Source organism: Mixta theicola, assembly GCF_002895925.1.
GTDB lineage: Bacteria > Pseudomonadota > Gammaproteobacteria > Enterobacterales > Enterobacteriaceae > Mixta > Mixta theicola.
The window spans coordinates 40,852-56,487 of sequence record NZ_NWUO01000010.1 but is presented as its reverse complement, the minus strand read 5'-3'; the positions used below and the strand labels follow the sequence as shown (position 1 = coordinate 56,487).

The 15,636-nt window shown below is 57.4% G+C and carries 11 protein-coding genes; all 11 read right to left on the bottom strand.

All coding sequences use genetic code 11. The features are described 5' to 3' along the window. Positions 1-14: 14 nt before the first annotated feature. The 11 genes from COO59_RS13880 to COO59_RS13830 all read right to left on the bottom strand — a co-directional run bounded on the left by COO59_RS13880 (position 15) and on the right by COO59_RS13830 (position 15,423). On the bottom strand, positions 15-446 hold the full coding sequence (locus COO59_RS13880; protein ID WP_103060383.1) for a hypothetical protein: 432 nt from the start codon (positions 444-446) through the stop codon (positions 15-17). 64 nt (positions 447-510) lie between these two features. After that, complete coding sequence (locus COO59_RS13875) at positions 511-1,083, bottom strand: hypothetical protein (RefSeq protein ID WP_103060382.1); 573 nt, start codon at positions 1,081-1,083, stop codon at positions 511-513. Positions 1,084-1,085: 2 nt separating this feature from the next. Then, complete coding sequence (locus tag COO59_RS13870) at positions 1,086-1,571, bottom strand: Hcp family type VI secretion system effector (protein WP_103060381.1); 486 nt, start codon at positions 1,569-1,571, stop codon at positions 1,086-1,088. 196 nt (positions 1,572-1,767) lie between these two features. Continuing rightward, the gene (gene recD, locus COO59_RS13865) at positions 1,768-3,627 is read right to left on the bottom strand and encodes an exodeoxyribonuclease V subunit alpha (protein ID WP_103060380.1); all 1,860 of its coding nucleotides are present in this window, start codon (positions 3,625-3,627) and stop codon (positions 1,768-1,770) included. Then, positions 3,624-7,166 carry an exodeoxyribonuclease V subunit beta gene (recB, locus tag COO59_RS13860; RefSeq protein WP_103060379.1) on the bottom strand — a complete coding sequence of 1,181 codons (3,543 nt, stop codon included), beginning with the start codon at positions 7,164-7,166 and terminating at the stop codon, positions 3,624-3,626. The genes recD and recB overlap by 4 nt, the downstream gene beginning before the upstream one ends. Then, a complete protein-coding gene (gene ptrA, locus COO59_RS13855) occupies positions 7,163-10,054 on the bottom strand; it encodes a pitrilysin (RefSeq protein WP_103060378.1) in 2,892 nt (963 codons plus the stop codon). Before ptrA ends, recB begins: the two co-directional genes overlap by 4 nt. Positions 10,055-10,173: 119 nt before the next feature. Then, positions 10,174-13,563, bottom strand: a complete 3,390-nt coding sequence (gene recC, locus COO59_RS13850; protein ID WP_103060377.1) for an exodeoxyribonuclease V subunit gamma — start codon at positions 13,561-13,563, stop codon at positions 10,174-10,176. A gap of 145 nt (positions 13,564-13,708) precedes the next feature. Continuing rightward, complete coding sequence (locus COO59_RS13845) at positions 13,709-14,008, bottom strand: prepilin-type N-terminal cleavage/methylation domain-containing protein (RefSeq protein ID WP_103060376.1); 300 nt, start codon at positions 14,006-14,008, stop codon at positions 13,709-13,711. Further along, positions 13,998-14,408, bottom strand: a complete 411-nt coding sequence (locus COO59_RS13840) for a DUF2509 family protein (protein WP_103060375.1) — start codon at positions 14,406-14,408, stop codon at positions 13,998-14,000. The genes COO59_RS13845 and COO59_RS13840 overlap by 11 nt, the downstream gene beginning before the upstream one ends. A 14-nt stretch (positions 14,409-14,422) precedes the next feature. Further along, complete coding sequence (locus COO59_RS13835; protein WP_103060374.1) at positions 14,423-14,968, bottom strand: prepilin peptidase-dependent protein; 546 nt, start codon at positions 14,966-14,968, stop codon at positions 14,423-14,425. Next, the gene (locus COO59_RS13830; protein ID WP_103060373.1) at positions 14,959-15,423 is read right to left on the bottom strand and encodes a prepilin-type N-terminal cleavage/methylation domain-containing protein; all 465 of its coding nucleotides are present in this window, start codon (positions 15,421-15,423) and stop codon (positions 14,959-14,961) included. Before COO59_RS13830 ends, COO59_RS13835 begins: the two co-directional genes overlap by 10 nt. Positions 15,424-15,636 lie beyond the last annotated feature (213 nt).

Here is a 15,636-nt window from a genome sequence, read left to right as displayed (position 1 = left end):
CCTGTATCGGTCAATTATGTCGCCTCCCAGCGTTTACGGCAGGATAAGCTATTTAACCAGGCGGCATGTTTATCATTATCCTCGCCCGTAAGATTTTCCAGGCAGAGTAAGCCATATCCCTGTTCGGTCACGATAATACCGGTGCCGATAATTGATCCTTCCTCCGCCTTGATACGCTGCCACTCCTGCTCAGGCAAACGTAACATTACCGGTTGATTAATTAGCGTTGTTTCTGAACCGCTTAATATTATGCCTTCAACCAATACGGGATTGGGATAACCGGAGATCAATGAGGGCGATCGCTTTAAGGAAAAAATGCTCGTCTCTTCTTTCTTTACCTTTTTTACCGCTACAATGAATTTATTTTCTGGCTGTAACGCTTCAACACCCTTAAACATGGCGTTTTCCGCTTTAAACTCAATTTTTTTTGCTAAAAAAGAAGCCATAGCTCCTCCGCTGGAGAATGCGAATAGCGTTAAAAACAGCGTGGCTTTTAACGTACCTGAGCGTTTATAGCATATCAATACTGAACCCTCCTGTTGCAGGCGTGAATCCCAGAAATCCGGAAAAACAACGGGTGTGACCATTTCTTATTGAAACCAGCTGATGGTATAAATTGTCAGGCGTATCGACGCCAGGGATGGAAGAGGGCAAAACTCCCGCCTTATTAAATGCGAGGCTGGCATGAGTGGAGCAGTTATTGCCTAACAGGCTGAAGCCCCCCGGATCATTTTTCATTTCATTCCATGCAGCGGTAAAAAGCATGGATTCTGTTTCGGATACTTTAATTAACAACAAGGTAGACACCAGATTATATTTTTTAGCCAGGGTAGCATCAACATAATGGATCCGGCCATAAGCGGGAGAGGCAAGGTCATCATACGTCATAACAACCCCGTCCATCCCCAACCCTGTGGAAGCTGATACGCCAAGATAGCCTGCACCTGTACCGTAAAACCCGACAGGCGCTCCATCGCTTAACACACAATCAGCATGTTGTTCTAACAGGTCTGGTACATGTGTGGGAAGACGTTTGCCACGGACAATTAAGCCGATTTCATTATCAACGATGATTTTCGCCATAATCAACCTGTGACTTTATTCTGTTTTATATCAAACCCCATCGCAACTTCTGCGCCTTTCACGCCGTTGTTCATCTGTTTCCAATAATAAATTTGTATCGCTGCAGCCTGGAATTTATAGGTCACCAACGTCTGGCTTCCACTCGAACCACCGATACTTACATCAGCAATTAATGCATCTTTTAATATAAACAAAGCATATTCTACTGATTTACCGCCGCCAGCCTTGCAGAGTGAGACCTTTACATCTTTAATATGCTGACCAGTAGCGCACATTCTCATTAACGTCGGCATCGCATTATCAATCGCGGCGACCACGCTGAGATCCTTAAAATCTACCTTGCCCGCACCACCGCCACCGCCTCGATAATTGTTTATCTGCTGAGAAGCCCCCCAATTAACAGAAAATATATCTATCCATTCCTTATGGTTCGCTTCCACACATTCACCAGCAACCTCTGCAACGTTTAAATAAACAGAATTTGACATATATCCTCCTCAAATTTAAAACAACAACATTAAAGAGGTTAATATATGCACAGGGTGGAAGAGATGAATATTAAGGAAATATATAATGTACTTATTTTTAATCAGATCGGTACATAATTAATAGTTCAATGACAATAGCGTAATATTGTACTGGGCGATATTACGCTATTATTTGAAGCCCGATAAAAAGCGGGAATCAAAAATCGGGCATGTCACTGCAGGGAGCGCTGAGGCGCTCCACCAACCCGCTGCGCCGCTGGGTACGCACGGCTACCGCCCGCGCAAAGATTTGCCGATCGGTATAGAGCGTTAGCTGACTGCGCGCGCGGGTAATGGCGGTATACACCAGCTCCCGCGTCAGCACCGGCAAATAGTGGTTAGGCAGCACCAGCGCCGTATGCTCAAACTCCGATCCCTGCGATTTATGCACCGTCATCGCCCAGGCGGTATCGTGCGGCGGTAAACGGCTTGGCTGCACCGCCTTAATCGTGCCGTCCGGCAGCGGAAAGAACACTTTCAACGCGTCGCTGGCATCGTTCATCGCTACGCCAATATCGCCGTTAAACAGCCCCAGCGCGCTATCGTTGCGCGCAATCATTACCGGCCGACCAATATACCAGCGGCTTTGCGCCTGCGGCCGCCGAATCCGCCGCTGTTTCAGCAGCTGACGTTCGATACGTTCATTCAAACCGGCAACGCCAAATGGCCCTTCGCGCAGCGCGCACAGCAGCCGGTAACGGGCAAATGCCGCCAGCACTTCATCCGCATCCGCATTGCGCTGCAGCAGCGTCAGATACTCTTCATAACCCGCAATCCCCTGCTCCAGGAGCTGCTGGTAATGTTCGGCATTGCTTAGCTCGCTGCGGCAAATATCAGCAAAGCCCGCGCCGAATACCTTTTCCGCCGCTTTGGCATCGCCAGCGTTCACCGCCTGCGCCAGCTGACCGATACCGGAACGGGCATCGAAACGGTAGCTCTTGCGCAGCAGGCAAATACTGTCGCGCACGTTGGGCATATCCTCGCCGTCCATCCCGTCCAGCTGACAGCCGGTAAGCTGCTCCAGCTGCCTGGCGCGCGCCGTGCTGTAACCCGCCTCGGCGCAGCGGCAAATATCGCCCAATACCGCTCCCGCTTCGACCGAAGCCAGCTGATCGCGATCGCCAAGGAAAATAACCCGCGCATGTTTCGGCAATGCGGCAATCAAATTTGCCATCATCGGCAGATCCACCATTGAGGCCTCATCCACCACCAGCACATCAAGATGCAGCGGGTTACCGGCGTGGTAACGCAGCCGCTGGCTGTTGGGCTGCGCGCCCAGTAAACGGTGCAGCGTTGTCGCCTCTTCAGGAAAGGCGGTGCGCTCCGCGTCGCTTAGCGTCAGCGCCTGCAGCGCCTTGCCCAGAGACTCCGTGAGCCGCGCCGCCGCTTTACCGGTGGGCGCGGCCAGACGAATGCGCAGCTTTTGTTGGGAAAGCCGAATCAGCGCCGCCAGCAGTTTAGCGACGGTAGTGGTTTTTCCGGTTCCCGGACCGCCGGAAATCACCGAGATATGACGGGTAATCGCCACGGCGGCGGCAATTTTTTGCCAGTCGTCAGGGCGATTGCCGAACAGCTCATTTAATATCCGCTGCAAATCGGCGTCATTAAAAGCGGGTACGGGCTGCTCAGTCGCGATAAAGCGCGCCACATGGCCTTCTCCGCGCCACATGCGGTGCAAATAGAGCCGCTGCTGCGCCACCACCAGCGGCGTCGGCTTTGAGCCATCGCTTACCGCGTGGCTTTGCAACAGCAAACGCTGCCAGTCTGCCGGCTGCCCGACCGTCTGCCAGATTTCGGCCGCCAGCTCCGGCTGCCGTCCGGCAAACAGTTGGCCGTCACGAAAATGATCGAGCGGCAGGCAAACATGCCCTTCTCCCGCCTCGGCGCTAACGCAGGCCGCCGCCAGCATCAGCGCGGGTTGTCCATCATCCGCCAGCATATGGGCGAACTGCAAATCCAGCGCGCGTATCAGGCGTTTGTCCACCGCCTCGCGCAGCAACTCGCTCATTTTTCTCATTCCGCTTCCACCTTGTCTCCGGAAAACAGGCGATCCAGCGCCATGACAAAATCTGCAGACGGACGGTGATGAAACACGCCATTTTCACTGGCGCTGCCGTCCATTCCGCGCAAAAACAGGTAAAACACGCCGCCGAAGTGGCGCTGATAATCATAATCCGCTACACGATGACGCAAATAGCGATGCAGCGCCAGCGTATAAAGCTGATACTGCAAGTCATAGCGGTGGCTAATCATCGCCTCCGCCATCGCCTGCGGCGTATAGGCGGCGCTCTCTTCGCCCAGCCAGTTAGACTTATAATCCAGCAGGTAATATTTCCCCTGCCAGCAAAAAACCAAATCGATAAAGCCTTTCAGCATCCCCTGCACCTGCTGAAAATTCAGCCCCGGCGCCTGAGCCGACAGGCTGTCGTGCTGACGCATTACCGCATCCAGCGCCGGTGCGGTCAGCAGCTGATGCATCGGCAGATAAAACTCCAGCTCGACCAGATAGCGGCCCGGCGTTAACCTCGCCAGATGGATGCCTTCCTGATTAAGCGGCGTTTGCAATACCCGGCTAATCCAGTCGGTAAGCATCGGTAGCCACTGTTCGCCAAAACCGGCCAGCTGCAGCTGTTCCGCCAGCCATGCTTCATCCGGCGGCTGGTTAAAATCAAGCATTTCAAACAGGCCGTGCAGAAAAGTGCCCGGCGAAGCGCCGCGCGGAAAGGTATGCGGCGTCAGCGCCGGTGCGACAACCTCAGCCATTTCTCCTGCCGCATCAATATCAAAGCGCGGCGTCAAATCGAGCACAACCGTCGAACCGTGCTGCTGCAGGCCAGAGTAGCTGGTGACGCGCCAGTGATCCTGTAGCGGACGGGAAACCACCGGGCTGTCGAGCTCCACCATACGATCGCCCTCCGGCTGCCAGCGTCCTGCCGCAGCCTCTTCCGGCATCACCATTTCTACCGCGTCGTTGCTTAAGTCACGCAGCGCTGCCTGCAGCCCGCTGGCGTTGAGCGCTTCGCCACGCTGGACCAGATGGCCCACCGCGCTTTTATGCAGGTCGCTGTTGCCCTCTTTTTTACGATTGCCCTTAATCAGCGGCGCAATGCCGATGCTGCAATGATAAACAGAGCGGGTTAGCGCTACGTACAGCAGGCGTAAATCTTCCGCCAGCCTTTCCTGCTCGGCCAGCGCCAGGCTCTCTTCATCATCGCTCAGATCCAGCAGAGCCTGAAAAGTCTGGCGATCGTGATACAGCCCCTGCGCCGCTTCACGGAAGTTAGCGGCAAACGGCAGCCATACCAGTGGATATTCCAGCCCTTTGGATTTGTGGATGGTCACGATCTGCACCAGATGACGGTCGCTTTCAAGACGCAGCTGCTGGCTGGCCGACTGATGGTTAGGCTGCGCGATTTGCTGCGCCAGCCAGCGCACCAGCGCATGTTCGCTATCCAGCTGCGCGGCGGCTTCCTGCAACAGCTCGCCAAGATGCAGCAGATCTGTCAGACGCCGCTCGCCGCTGTCAGAAGCCAGCAGGTTTTCTGCAAGATTGCGCCGGGTCATTAGCTCACGCAGCATCGGCAGAACGCCGCGCTGCTGCCAGCGCTGGCGATAGGCGGCAAACTCATCAACCAGCGCGTCCCAGCGATCTTCATCCTGGCTCATGGCATCAATAGTGACCGCATCCAGCCCTAAAATACTGGTCGCCAGCGCGCTGCGCAGGGTGCGCTCCAGCTCAGGAGCCAGCACCGCCTGCAGCAGCCACAGCAGTTCACGCGCTTCCGGCGTGGTAAACACGCTGTCGCGGTTGGATAAATAGACCGAAGGAATATTAAGGCTTTCCAGCGCCTCGCGAATGACCGCCGCCTCGCTGCGGCTGCGTACCAGCACGGTAATGTCCGAGGCTCTGACCGCACGCTGGTCGCCCTGCTTGCCAACCAGCGCGTCGCCGCGCAGGCCAGCCTGCAGCCAGTGAAGAATTTCCGCCGCGCACTGGCGCGCCATCCACTGCTGGTATTCGCTAACGCCCACGCCTTCGCCGGGCTGCAGCCAGAAGCGCAGCGCTGGCTGCACCGCGCCGTCAAGATGAAAGCCGCGCGTTTCGTTGGGCGGCGCGGCGTTAACCTCAATAAAAGGGATCTGGCTGAATAAAAAGGGATTATCCAGCCGGGAAAACAGCTGGTTGACGCTGGCCACCATAGCGGGTGATGAGCGCCAGTTAGTGTTCAGCGTATAGTGAGCGCTGACTTCGCTACGGGCGCGCATATAGGTAAAAATATCCGCGCCGCGAAAGGCGTAAATGGCCTGCTTCGGATCGCCAATCAGCAGCAGCGCATTTTCCGGCTGCGCAATATAGAGACGCCGAAAGATACGATACTGCTGCGGGTCGGTATCCTGGAATTCATCGATCAGCGCCACCGGATAGCGGGCGCGAATCGCCTCCGCCAGCAGATCGCCGCCTGGCTGTTGCAGCGCCTCATCCAGACGGCTAAGCAAATCATCGAAGCCGAGCAGCGCCCGCAGTTTTTTCTCTCTGCGGGTCGCCAGGCGAATCTCTTCCAGCGCCCGGGCAATAATCAGATCGCGCAGCGACAGCGGCTCGGCGAGAAAGGCATCCACCGCCGCAAACAGCGGATGCCGCGGCGGCTCGCCCTTTTTGGTTTTTTCCAGCAGCACGCTCTGGCGAAAACGCGCCAGATCTTTGGGCACCGTGTAGCCCTGCATCTCTTCTTCAACCCAGGCCGCCACATTATTCAGCCAGGCAGGTAAATGCTTACTGCTATAGCTACGCTTATCGACGCCGGACTTTTCAATCAGCTCGCGCAGTTCCGCCGCCGCCGCACGCCACTCAGCCTTAAGGTTATCGATGCGCGCCACGATCTTCTCATGGCGCTGCGCCAGGGTTTCTTCGCCATCCGGCGCATATTTTAACGCGGGCGATTCGCCGTGCAGCCACGGGGTTAAGGTGGCAAGCAGCTGCTCCGGCCCGGTCCACTCCTGCGCAATCACTTTGGCGATCGCCAGCGGCAGCGGATAACAGTGACGCCGCCAGAAATCGGCGGCCGCCTGACGGCGCAGCGCGGATTCATCTTCAATCAACTGCTGTTCAAACAGCATCCCGGACTCAAAGGCATTGAGATTCAGCATACGCTGGCAGAAGCCGTGAATGGTGAAAATCGCCGCCTCATCCATTTGCCGCTCGGCGGCCAGCAGCAGCGCGGCGGCATCGGCCGGATCGCTAATCTCCTGCATCAGCGCCGTCAGCACCGGGTTGGCGCTGCTGCCGCGCACGCAGGCCAGCCGCAGCTCATGGATATTCTGCCGGATACGTCCCCGCAGCTCGGCGGTGGCCGCCTCGGTAAAGGTCACCACCAGGATTTCTTCAACCGACAGCGGACGATGGAAAGCATTATCCTGCCCAAGGCCAAGTAACAGCCTCAGGTAGAGTATGCCGATAGTAAAGGTTTTTCCGGTTCCCGCTGACGCCTCGATAAGCCGCTCGCCATAAAGCGGCAGCGTTAGCGGATCGAGCCGTTGCGGATTGTTGTTGCTCATTTCTTCTCGCTTGTTACCGGCAGCGACTGCTGCAGGCTGCTGACGTTCGGCCAGGTTTTCCAGCCTTGCGGTGAGGCATAGTCAGCTTTTCCATGCTGGCTGCCGGAGATCTGCGACAGCATAGCCAGGCCCTGCTTAGCGATCGTCGCCCGGTGGAAGAAATCCGCCAGGCTCTGCGGCGTCAGCGTTTTAATTTGCTCAATGACTTTATCCCGGGTATCAAAAGCGTAATTTTCCCGATAAAAATCTTTGTTATAGCGCCCCGCTTCTTCATCCAACGTTTGCGGACGCTGCTGCAGTTCATTAATCAGCGCCGCCTGATACTGCGCAAAATCCTGCTGGCTCATCGCCCGCAGCCGCTTTTCAGCGTCAGGATAGAAGGCCTCATAGCGCTGCAGCAGCAGGGCAGGCTGCTTGCTGTTGCTTTGCAACAGGAAACCGATGCCCCACTGGCGTCCAACCGGCATCTGGAAGGTGAAGACCGCATAGCCCAGCTGCTGCTGAGTACGCAGCTGGTTATAAAACCAGGGTTGAATAATCTGACTCAACAGCGTGCTGTTGGCAATACCCTGATCTTCGCTGTAGCCGACAGGGACGTAAACCGCCGCCAGCGCCGAGTCGCTGCTGCTGCCCGCCTTCTGGATATTGGCGCGCAGCGGCTGGTTGATGGTGACATATTCGTTGCGCCACCCGCTTTTACCCTGACAGTTCAGCTGCTGCTTTACCTCACGCGCCAGCGATTCTACCGCCTGCGGCGCCATATTACCCACCACCAGCATTTCCGTCGTCGCCTGCTCCGCCAGCATACGACGATAGTCGTTCAGCTCTTTCAGGCTGACAGAATCCAGCAGCTTACGGCGCTCGCTGCGTTCGGTGTAGGGAAGCTGCGACAACATCTGTACCGGCTGAATCGCCTGTTCAAAGGCTTTGCCTTTCTCCGCCGCATCCAGCTGCTCTTTATACCAGGACTTTGCCTGCGCCAGCAGCTCTTCCGTCGGGACATAGTTAACGTAACCCTGCAGTAGCGTAATCAACAGTTTCGGCAGCCGCTGCGTAAAACCGCTGGCGCTAAGAGTGATACCCTCATTTCCGCCGGTAGAAAAGCTAATGCCGCCAACCGAGGCCTGCGAACTCAGCTCATCCAGCGCCACGCCCGCCAGATAATCATTCAGGGCGAACAGCACCTGATGGCGGGCGCTGTCCGTCGCCGCCTTATTCCGCAACGCCAGCATAATATTGGCCTTCGGCTCGCTGGCGTAATAGCGGCTCGGCATATAAAAGGCGCGCAGCCCCGGCTCATTAATCAGCGGCTGCGGATGCGTTATCGGCTTTTCAGCGGCCGGGATCAGACTAAAGTCATCGGGAATATAGGGATTCAGCGCAGGCAGGGCCAGCTTGACCTCTGCGGCGTCCTGCTGCCATTTACTGAACAGATCGGCGCTGATTTTATCGACCTGATAAGGCGCATCGACAAAATAAGCGATTTTATTGTGCGGTTCGTCGGGGCTGATATACCAGATACGCGCATTCTGCGGCGTCATTCCCTGCAGGCGCGCGTTGATTTCCGCCGGATCGTAGCGGTCAGCAAGGTAAGGCGCATCCAGCGTATGTTCGACCGGCACCCGCAGCATGGTGTCCGCCAGCCATTCGATATAATCCATATCGCGCCTGATCGACGGATAGCGATAATCCAGCTCCAGCACATGCGCCATTTCATCGAAATAGCGTTTATCGATGCCTTTATCGCGCAGCATAGCAAGGTAATCAAAAATCGCCGCAACCACCCGATCGCGCTGCGCCAGCCCTTTATCGGTCAGCGAGACGTTAATGGTGAATACGCCGCCGTTACGCGTAATCATCGGATCGGCACCGGCATCAATGGAGTCGGCCAGCCCCTGACTTTGTAGCCAGTCGGAAAGCGTATCTTTGCTGCGGTTACCAATCAGGTAACTGATTAAGGTATCGGTTTTGCTGCGAAAGCGATCGCTATTGTTATCGATGCGAAACTCTACCCGCAGCTGTTTACGCGGCTGGGCCGGAACGTAATGGATGATAATACCTTTCTGCTGGTCGGTTACCGCCGGTACGTTGATTACAGGAACGCTGGCCTGATGATTGCTCACCCGCCCAAAAGTCTGCGCGGCGATAGTTGCCAGTTCCGGCAGCGGCTGATTGCTGTAAATAACCGCTTTCATCAGGTTGGCCGAGTAGTGCTGCCGATAAAACTGGCGCAGCGCATCGTGCAGTTTACTGTCCGGTTTATCGCTCAGCGTTTCCAGGTTACCGCCGGAGAAGCGCGCCGCAGGATGCGCCGGATTCAGCGTTTCCGCACCCACCTGCGCCATGCGGTGCCCGTCACGGGAACGCGCCATAGTAAGCTCAGCATTAACCGCATTCCGCTCGCGATCGGCGTTGACCGGATCGAGCAGCGGCTCGGCGATGGCATCCGCCAGGCGGTCAACGGCCGGGGCCAGCGCTTCATTCTCCACTTCCAGATAGTAAGCGGTGCGATAGGAGGCGGTGCTGGCATTATGGCTGCCGCCGTGCTTCTTCAGAAACTCCGCCAGATTATCCGGCTGCGGATAGCGCTTCGATCCCATCAGCACCATATGCTCAAGGTAGTGAGCCAGGCCCAGCTGCCTTGCGGGATCGTCCAGCGAGCCAATCGGCAGCGTCAGCGCGGCCAGTGATTTCGTTGCCTGCGGATCGGAAACCAGCAGTACCGTCATTCCGTTATCCAGACGAATCGCCTGATAGTGACGGGGATCTTTATCACTTTTTTGAATGGCCCGATCGATGGGCTGCCAGCCTTTCTCAGCGCTGGCCGCCTGGCTAAACAGAGTAAACATCAGTAACAGACTGGCTGTCCAGACAGCGTACTTTCGCATTTAATCCCCTTGAGTTTTATCCTTTTCTCCAACGCGGTGTCGCTGGCCAAAACAAATATCACTACTGAAATCTGGCGGATAAGCGTTCCGCCAGGCGCTTCTACTGTAGGTTAAATTAGCTATTCATCATTTTTCTGCGTATCGCTGCGGTTAAAACGCAACAGCGGCAACAGCCACTGTTCGGCAGCGGCGCAAATAGCATCAAGCTGCGTCGCTTCCAGCGTACGGAACAGGCGTTGCAGATAAGGATCGCTGCCTTCGCCTTCCAGCTGATAGTTGCCCTGCCAGGCGGTTAACAGCTTCGCTCGCGCTTTGGTCTGAGTGGCTTCATCCATCAGCATGACATCGTTTTTGGCGTCGTAGCTCGCTTCCAGCCAGGCGCCGCCGGTTTTCGCCAGCAGCAGCAGCGGCGAACACATGCCGTCACGATAGCCTTCGACATAGCGCGTAAGCCACTCCTGCGCCTGCTGCGCATCGATCGCGTCAAAGCACCAGCTGCTCTCTTTACGCCCCAGCATACGGCTCTGCCCTTTTCCACCCAGCGCGCACCACGCCAGATGCTCCAGCCACAGCGCCAGACCATCGGTAAAGTTCAGCACGCCCGGACGCCAGCGCAGCAGACCGTTTTCCTGCACCTGCACCAGCCAGCCATTCAGCTTAACCCCCGCGACGGTCAGGTCGATTTCCACGCTGCGGCTTTCGGCGCGCAGTTCTCTGACCTGCTCAGCCAGCGGCGTCATCTCTTCCTGCTGCGTTTGCCAGAACAGTTCGCCGAAAGCGCCATAGGGCAATACGCCCGCCGCACGATGATGATTGAACAACCGCTGGGTATCTTCTTCTTCAATCAGCGCGTTAAGCAACTGAGCGTTAATCTGGTAACGATCGAGCGCATCCAGCACGAACGGCTCGGCGTCAGGCAGCTCGGTCTGCTCCAGCGCAAAACTGACGCCGAGGCGCATAGTAAAGAAGGCGCGTACCGGGTGACGCCAGAAACGCAGCAGCTGTTCAAAGCTCAGCTCGCGGGTCTCCAGCGGCGGCAGCGGCTGCATAAACGGCGGATGCGGCTCGCCGCTGCCGCGCGCCGCAGGCAGCCATTCCTGAGCAAAGCTGCGATATTCCGCCTGCGGCGCGAAGTTTTGCGGATCGAACGGCATACGGCTGTGCAGGCAATGCAGGTGCGCCAGCACCCGTTGAGCGCTGCTGTCAACGTCCAGCGCCTCATCGCCCGGCAGATGAAAGCTTTGCCCAATATAATCCACCAGCTCAGTGAGCAGCACCGAAGGGTAGCGTTCCGTATTATCCTGAATCGAGCGGCCAATATAGCTGATATAGAGTTTCTGCTGCGCCGAAAGCAATGCCTCCAGGAACAGGAAACGGTCATCGTCTCGGCGGCTGCGGTCGCCCTTTTGCGGCTGCTGCGCCATTAAATCAAACCCCAGCGGCGGCAGCGTGCGCGGATAGACGCCGTCATTCATTCCCAGCAGGCAAACCACGCGAAACGGCACCGAACGCATCGGCATCAGGGTACAGAAGTTAACCGGCCCCGCCAGAAAACGCTGGCTGATACGCTGCTGATCGAGGCGCGCGGCCAGCTCATCGCGCAGCAGCGTGGCCGGAACGTTATCGATGTAGCGCGCCTGCAGACCATAGGCCATTACCTGCTGCCACTGTTCTTCAATCAGCATCAGCGCGGCATCGGTATTCACATCGGCGGCAAAAAAGGTTTGCAGCATTTCGCGGCACAGCGGCTGCCAGTCGCTAAGCGTACGCGGCTGGGCCAACACCTGACGCCAGTGGTTAAGCTGCATCAGCAGCTCTGCCAGATTACCGGCCAGCTCGGCGATCAGCCCGCTGGACTCATCGTAAGGCAGGATGCCGTCCCAGTCGCCATGCGCGCTTTCCATCGCATAACCGAGCAGCATACGGGTGATACCGAAGCGCCAGGTGTGCTGGCCGGTCGGTGGCAGCTCCAGCTCACGCACGTTATCATCATCCAGCCCCCAGCGAATGCCGGACTCCTCTACCCACATCCGCAAACGGCGCAGCCCTTCTTCATCAATAGCAAAGCGCGTCGCCAGCGCCGGCACTTCCAGCAGCGCCAGCACTTCCTCACAGGCGAAGCGGCTGTCCGGTAAAGCGAGCAGATTGATAAAGGCCATAATTGCCGGATGGGCGAAGCTGGCGCGCCGATCCGAAATCGCAAAAGGCAGATGGCGATCCGCCGATGCGTTGCCGAATACCGCCTGAATATAAGGCGTGTAGGCGTCAATATCGGCCACCATTACGATAATATCGCGGGCCGTCAGCGCGGGATCCGCCTCCATCATCGCCAATAATTGATCCTGTAAAACTTCTACTTCGCGCTGCGGACTGTGGCAGACATGCACCACCACGGAACGATCCTGCGGATCGAGACAGCGTTTTTTATGGCTGCTTTTCAGCTCTTCCGCGTCCAGGCCAATAACCGCGTTATCTTCCAGCTCCAACAGATCGTGCTGTAACGCCTGCAGCAGCGTATCTTCCGGCACCTCAACAAAGGCATCGATTTCCCGCGCCTCCATTTGCGCCAGCAGATAAAGATTATCGCGCCCCAGCTTGCCCCACGAGGCCAGCAGCGGGTTGGTCAGCTGCTGTTCCCCGGCATCGTTAAATAATGACGAGGCGGCTTCGGGATCGCGAAACAAGGCGATCTCCTGCTGTTGCTGATGATGGCGGCGACGGCGGCTCTGAAGCTTCGCCAGAAAAGCGTAGTCCTGAATATCGCCCCAATAGTGACGGCAGGGGTTGGTGAACAGCAGGTGAATATCGATATGCTTGCCCAGCGCCTGCAGCGCCTGCAGGTAGACCGGCGGCAGCGCGGATATTCCGCAGATAAAGACGCGATCGGGCAGACCCGCCGGACGCGATTCGCTGCTTTCCAGCTTTTGAATAAAGCGCGCATACAGGTTGGCGCGGTGCCACTCCGGCTGTTCGAGGTCGCGGGTATATGCCACCAGCGCGGCCCACAGCGGCGCCTGCCACTGCTGCGCATCGCCCAGCCCATCGATAATTTTTCCCTGCTGCCAGCTATTCAGCCATTCCGGGCGATAGACCAGATACTGATCATAAAGATCGGCCACGCGCGAAGCCAGTTGAAACAGCTTACGCTTGTCATCGTCGTCGTTAAGATAGTGCTGCAACGGGCGAAACGCCTCCTGCCGCAGCAGATCGGGCAACAGCGTCATTAGCTTCCAGCTCATGCTGGCTTTATTGAAGGCGCTCTCTTTGGGGATACCGGGCAATACGCGCACAAACATATCCCAGATAAAAGAGGCGGGCAGCGGAAAAGTGATATTGGCCGCAATGCCGAACTGCTGGGCCAGCTGCATCTGCAGCCACTGCGCCATGCCCGGACTTTGCACCAGCACCACTTCGGACTGAAAAGGATCGCGTAACGGTTCGTTTTCAATCAGATACGCCGCCAGCGATTTAAGAATATCGAGCTGGTTGGAGTGATAAACCGTAAACATAGTGGCTCCTGTTCAGTGCTGCTACTGCGCGTTAGCGCGGGGACACTCTACCTCTTAAATCAGCTAATGCAACCGGTGGGCAAAAAAAGCGCAAAAGTACGGTTAATGACAGCGCGCCTGGCGGGAAATTCAGCCGTCCGGAAAGTCATTGATCACAGCGCAGCTGGCCCAGCGTAACAGGAGACAAACCGGGCCGGGAAGCCGTGGCCTGCCAAAACAGGCAGCCTTCCACCGCCGGTAACGAGCGTAGCGAGGTTTGCCAGCCTTCGCTCTCCTGCCCCTGCAGACGCAGTGCAGCGACGCGCCATGCCTCGCGCTGTTGCCACTGCTGGTAAAAGCCTGCCGCCAGCATCCGCTGATAGTGCAACAGCGCCGTTAAACTGATGGCAAACAGCAGCAGCGCCAGCAGCGTTTCCACTACGCTAAACCCTCTTTCACCCTTCATCAGCGAGGCAATCCGAGGGTGAAAGCGGACAAAAATCGAGCCAACCGTGCGCCAGCGGTTGCCAGCGCCCGCCTTCTCCCGGCGTCAGCCACTGCCATAGCGCCAGCGCCTCCCCGGCGGTTGACTCACCCCCGCCGCGCAGCAGCGCTTCGCCGTTATCCCGATGCAGCACACAGGCACGCCAGCCAAACTGCGGCTGCCGTTGGCAATGCCAGCCCTGCTGCTGAGGCGGCCAGGTCAACTGTGCGCCCCAGGCCAGCGCGGAAAGCGCCTGATGCTGCTCCAGCAGGAACTGTCGCTCATCTGCGACCAGCGACAGCGCACCATCCAGCTGTTGACGCGTGGCATGCAGCAGGCCTGAGCCCAGCAGCAGAACCAGCAGCACCATCGCTAGCGCCATGCCGCCATCCTGCCTTAAGGTGCGTTGTGGGTGCTGACCACGCCTTGCAGCGTGAGATGAAGCGCGGGAAAGCTCGGCGATTCGCCGCCGAGCGTCAGCGTCACCTGCCGCCCGGCGCGGGTAAACACCAGCTCGCCAACGGCTAGCGTGGCCGGATCGGAAAGGCTTTCCCAGCCGCTGCCGTCGCAGCTGCTCACGCCGCGCTGCATCTCCAGGCGTTGATTGCGGAGTCGGTATCCGTACCATTCGCTCTCCTCATGCTCCGGCCCTTCCCAGCGGCCATTGCTGTTTTCATCCCACCTGACCAGCAGGCAGTCCCGTTGAAGGATAAGCGGCGTCCCCTGACAGATCCCGTGACAGTAGCCAGCGCGCCGAATCGCCTTTTCCAGTACGTTCATTATTTGCTGTAGCTCTTCCTGTAGCCGCACCTGGCTTTGCAGCTGAAGGTTTTGCCGCTGCAGGTGCGGCAGCAGACGCAGCGCCCCCAGCATTAAAATGCCGCTCAGCGCCATCGCGATCAGCATTTCCATCAGGCTAAACCCTGCGGCTTTTACAGACATGGCGCGACCTGACAAAGCCGGATACGGCCTCGTGAGGATATAATTACGCGCCAGCGCAGCGTGCCTTCGCCAAAAATAATGTGCCCCGCTTTTGCCACGTTGCGTTTGCCGTAAAATCCCGGCTCCCCGTCAATGGCGATGATATGCACCTGCGGGTGCGGCGCCAGCAGCTGTAGGCGCCGTCCGCTACCGCAGCCAGCCGCAGGTATGGCTCCGCTGCCCAGGCACCAGCGTTCGCCCGTCAGCAGCCACAGCGGCTGTTCCCGGTTATGCCAGTTGGCCCACGCCCGTACGCCATGTAAAAAGCGCTGCAGCTGCCGGGCGGTCTCCTGCATACGCTGGCGCTGCTGCCAGCTTTGCCAGCCCTGCAACGAAGCGAGACTCAGCAGACCGGCTATAGTCAGCACCAGCAGCAGCTCCATCAGGGTAAATCCTTCAGCACGCGTTGTTTTCATCGCGCTATTGTGCCGCGCTGGAGAATAGCGACCAGCGCGGCGTCTGCGGATTACGGGCGCTCTTCCCGCTTTTTTAGCCGATTTGCAGCGGCTTACAATACGCTGTGAAACTTGCCGCACAACAAAGACCCTCATCTCAGACACGGCTAAGCCTGCACCAAAAATGCGCGATGCTGCACATTTGTTGATCTTTTGTTAAGACATAATCAACGC

Bases quoted from the DNA above. Each gene is read 5' to 3' on its own strand.
- COO59_RS13830 (WP_103060373.1), bottom strand. From the start codon at position 15,423: ATGAAAACAACGCGTGCTGAAGGATTTACCCTGATGGAGCTGCTGCTG.
- COO59_RS13880 (WP_103060383.1), bottom strand. From the start codon at position 446: ATGGCTTCTTTTTTAGCAAAAAAAATTGAGTTTAAAGCGGAAAACGCC.
- recC (WP_103060377.1), bottom strand. From the start codon at position 13,563: ATGTTTACGGTTTATCACTCCAACCAGCTCGATATTCTTAAATCGCTG.
- COO59_RS13875 (WP_103060382.1), bottom strand. From the start codon at position 1,083: ATGGCGAAAATCATCGTTGATAATGAAATCGGCTTAATTGTCCGTGGC.
- recD (WP_103060380.1), bottom strand. From the start codon at position 3,627: ATGAGAAAAATGAGCGAGTTGCTGCGCGAGGCGGTGGACAAACGCCTG.
- COO59_RS13840 (WP_103060375.1), bottom strand. From the start codon at position 14,408: ATGGCGCTAGCGATGGTGCTGCTGGTTCTGCTGCTGGGCTCAGGCCTG.
- COO59_RS13845 (WP_103060376.1), bottom strand. From the start codon at position 14,008: ATGAAGGGTGAAAGAGGGTTTAGCGTAGTGGAAACGCTGCTGGCGCTG.
- COO59_RS13870 (WP_103060381.1), bottom strand. From the start codon at position 1,571: ATGTCAAATTCTGTTTATTTAAACGTTGCAGAGGTTGCTGGTGAATGT.
- recB (WP_103060379.1), bottom strand. From the start codon at position 7,166: ATGAGCAACAACAATCCGCAACGGCTCGATCCGCTAACGCTGCCGCTT.
- COO59_RS13835 (WP_103060374.1), bottom strand. From the start codon at position 14,968: ATGTCTGTAAAAGCCGCAGGGTTTAGCCTGATGGAAATGCTGATCGCG.
- ptrA (WP_103060378.1), bottom strand. From the start codon at position 10,054: ATGCGAAAGTACGCTGTCTGGACAGCCAGTCTGTTACTGATGTTTACT.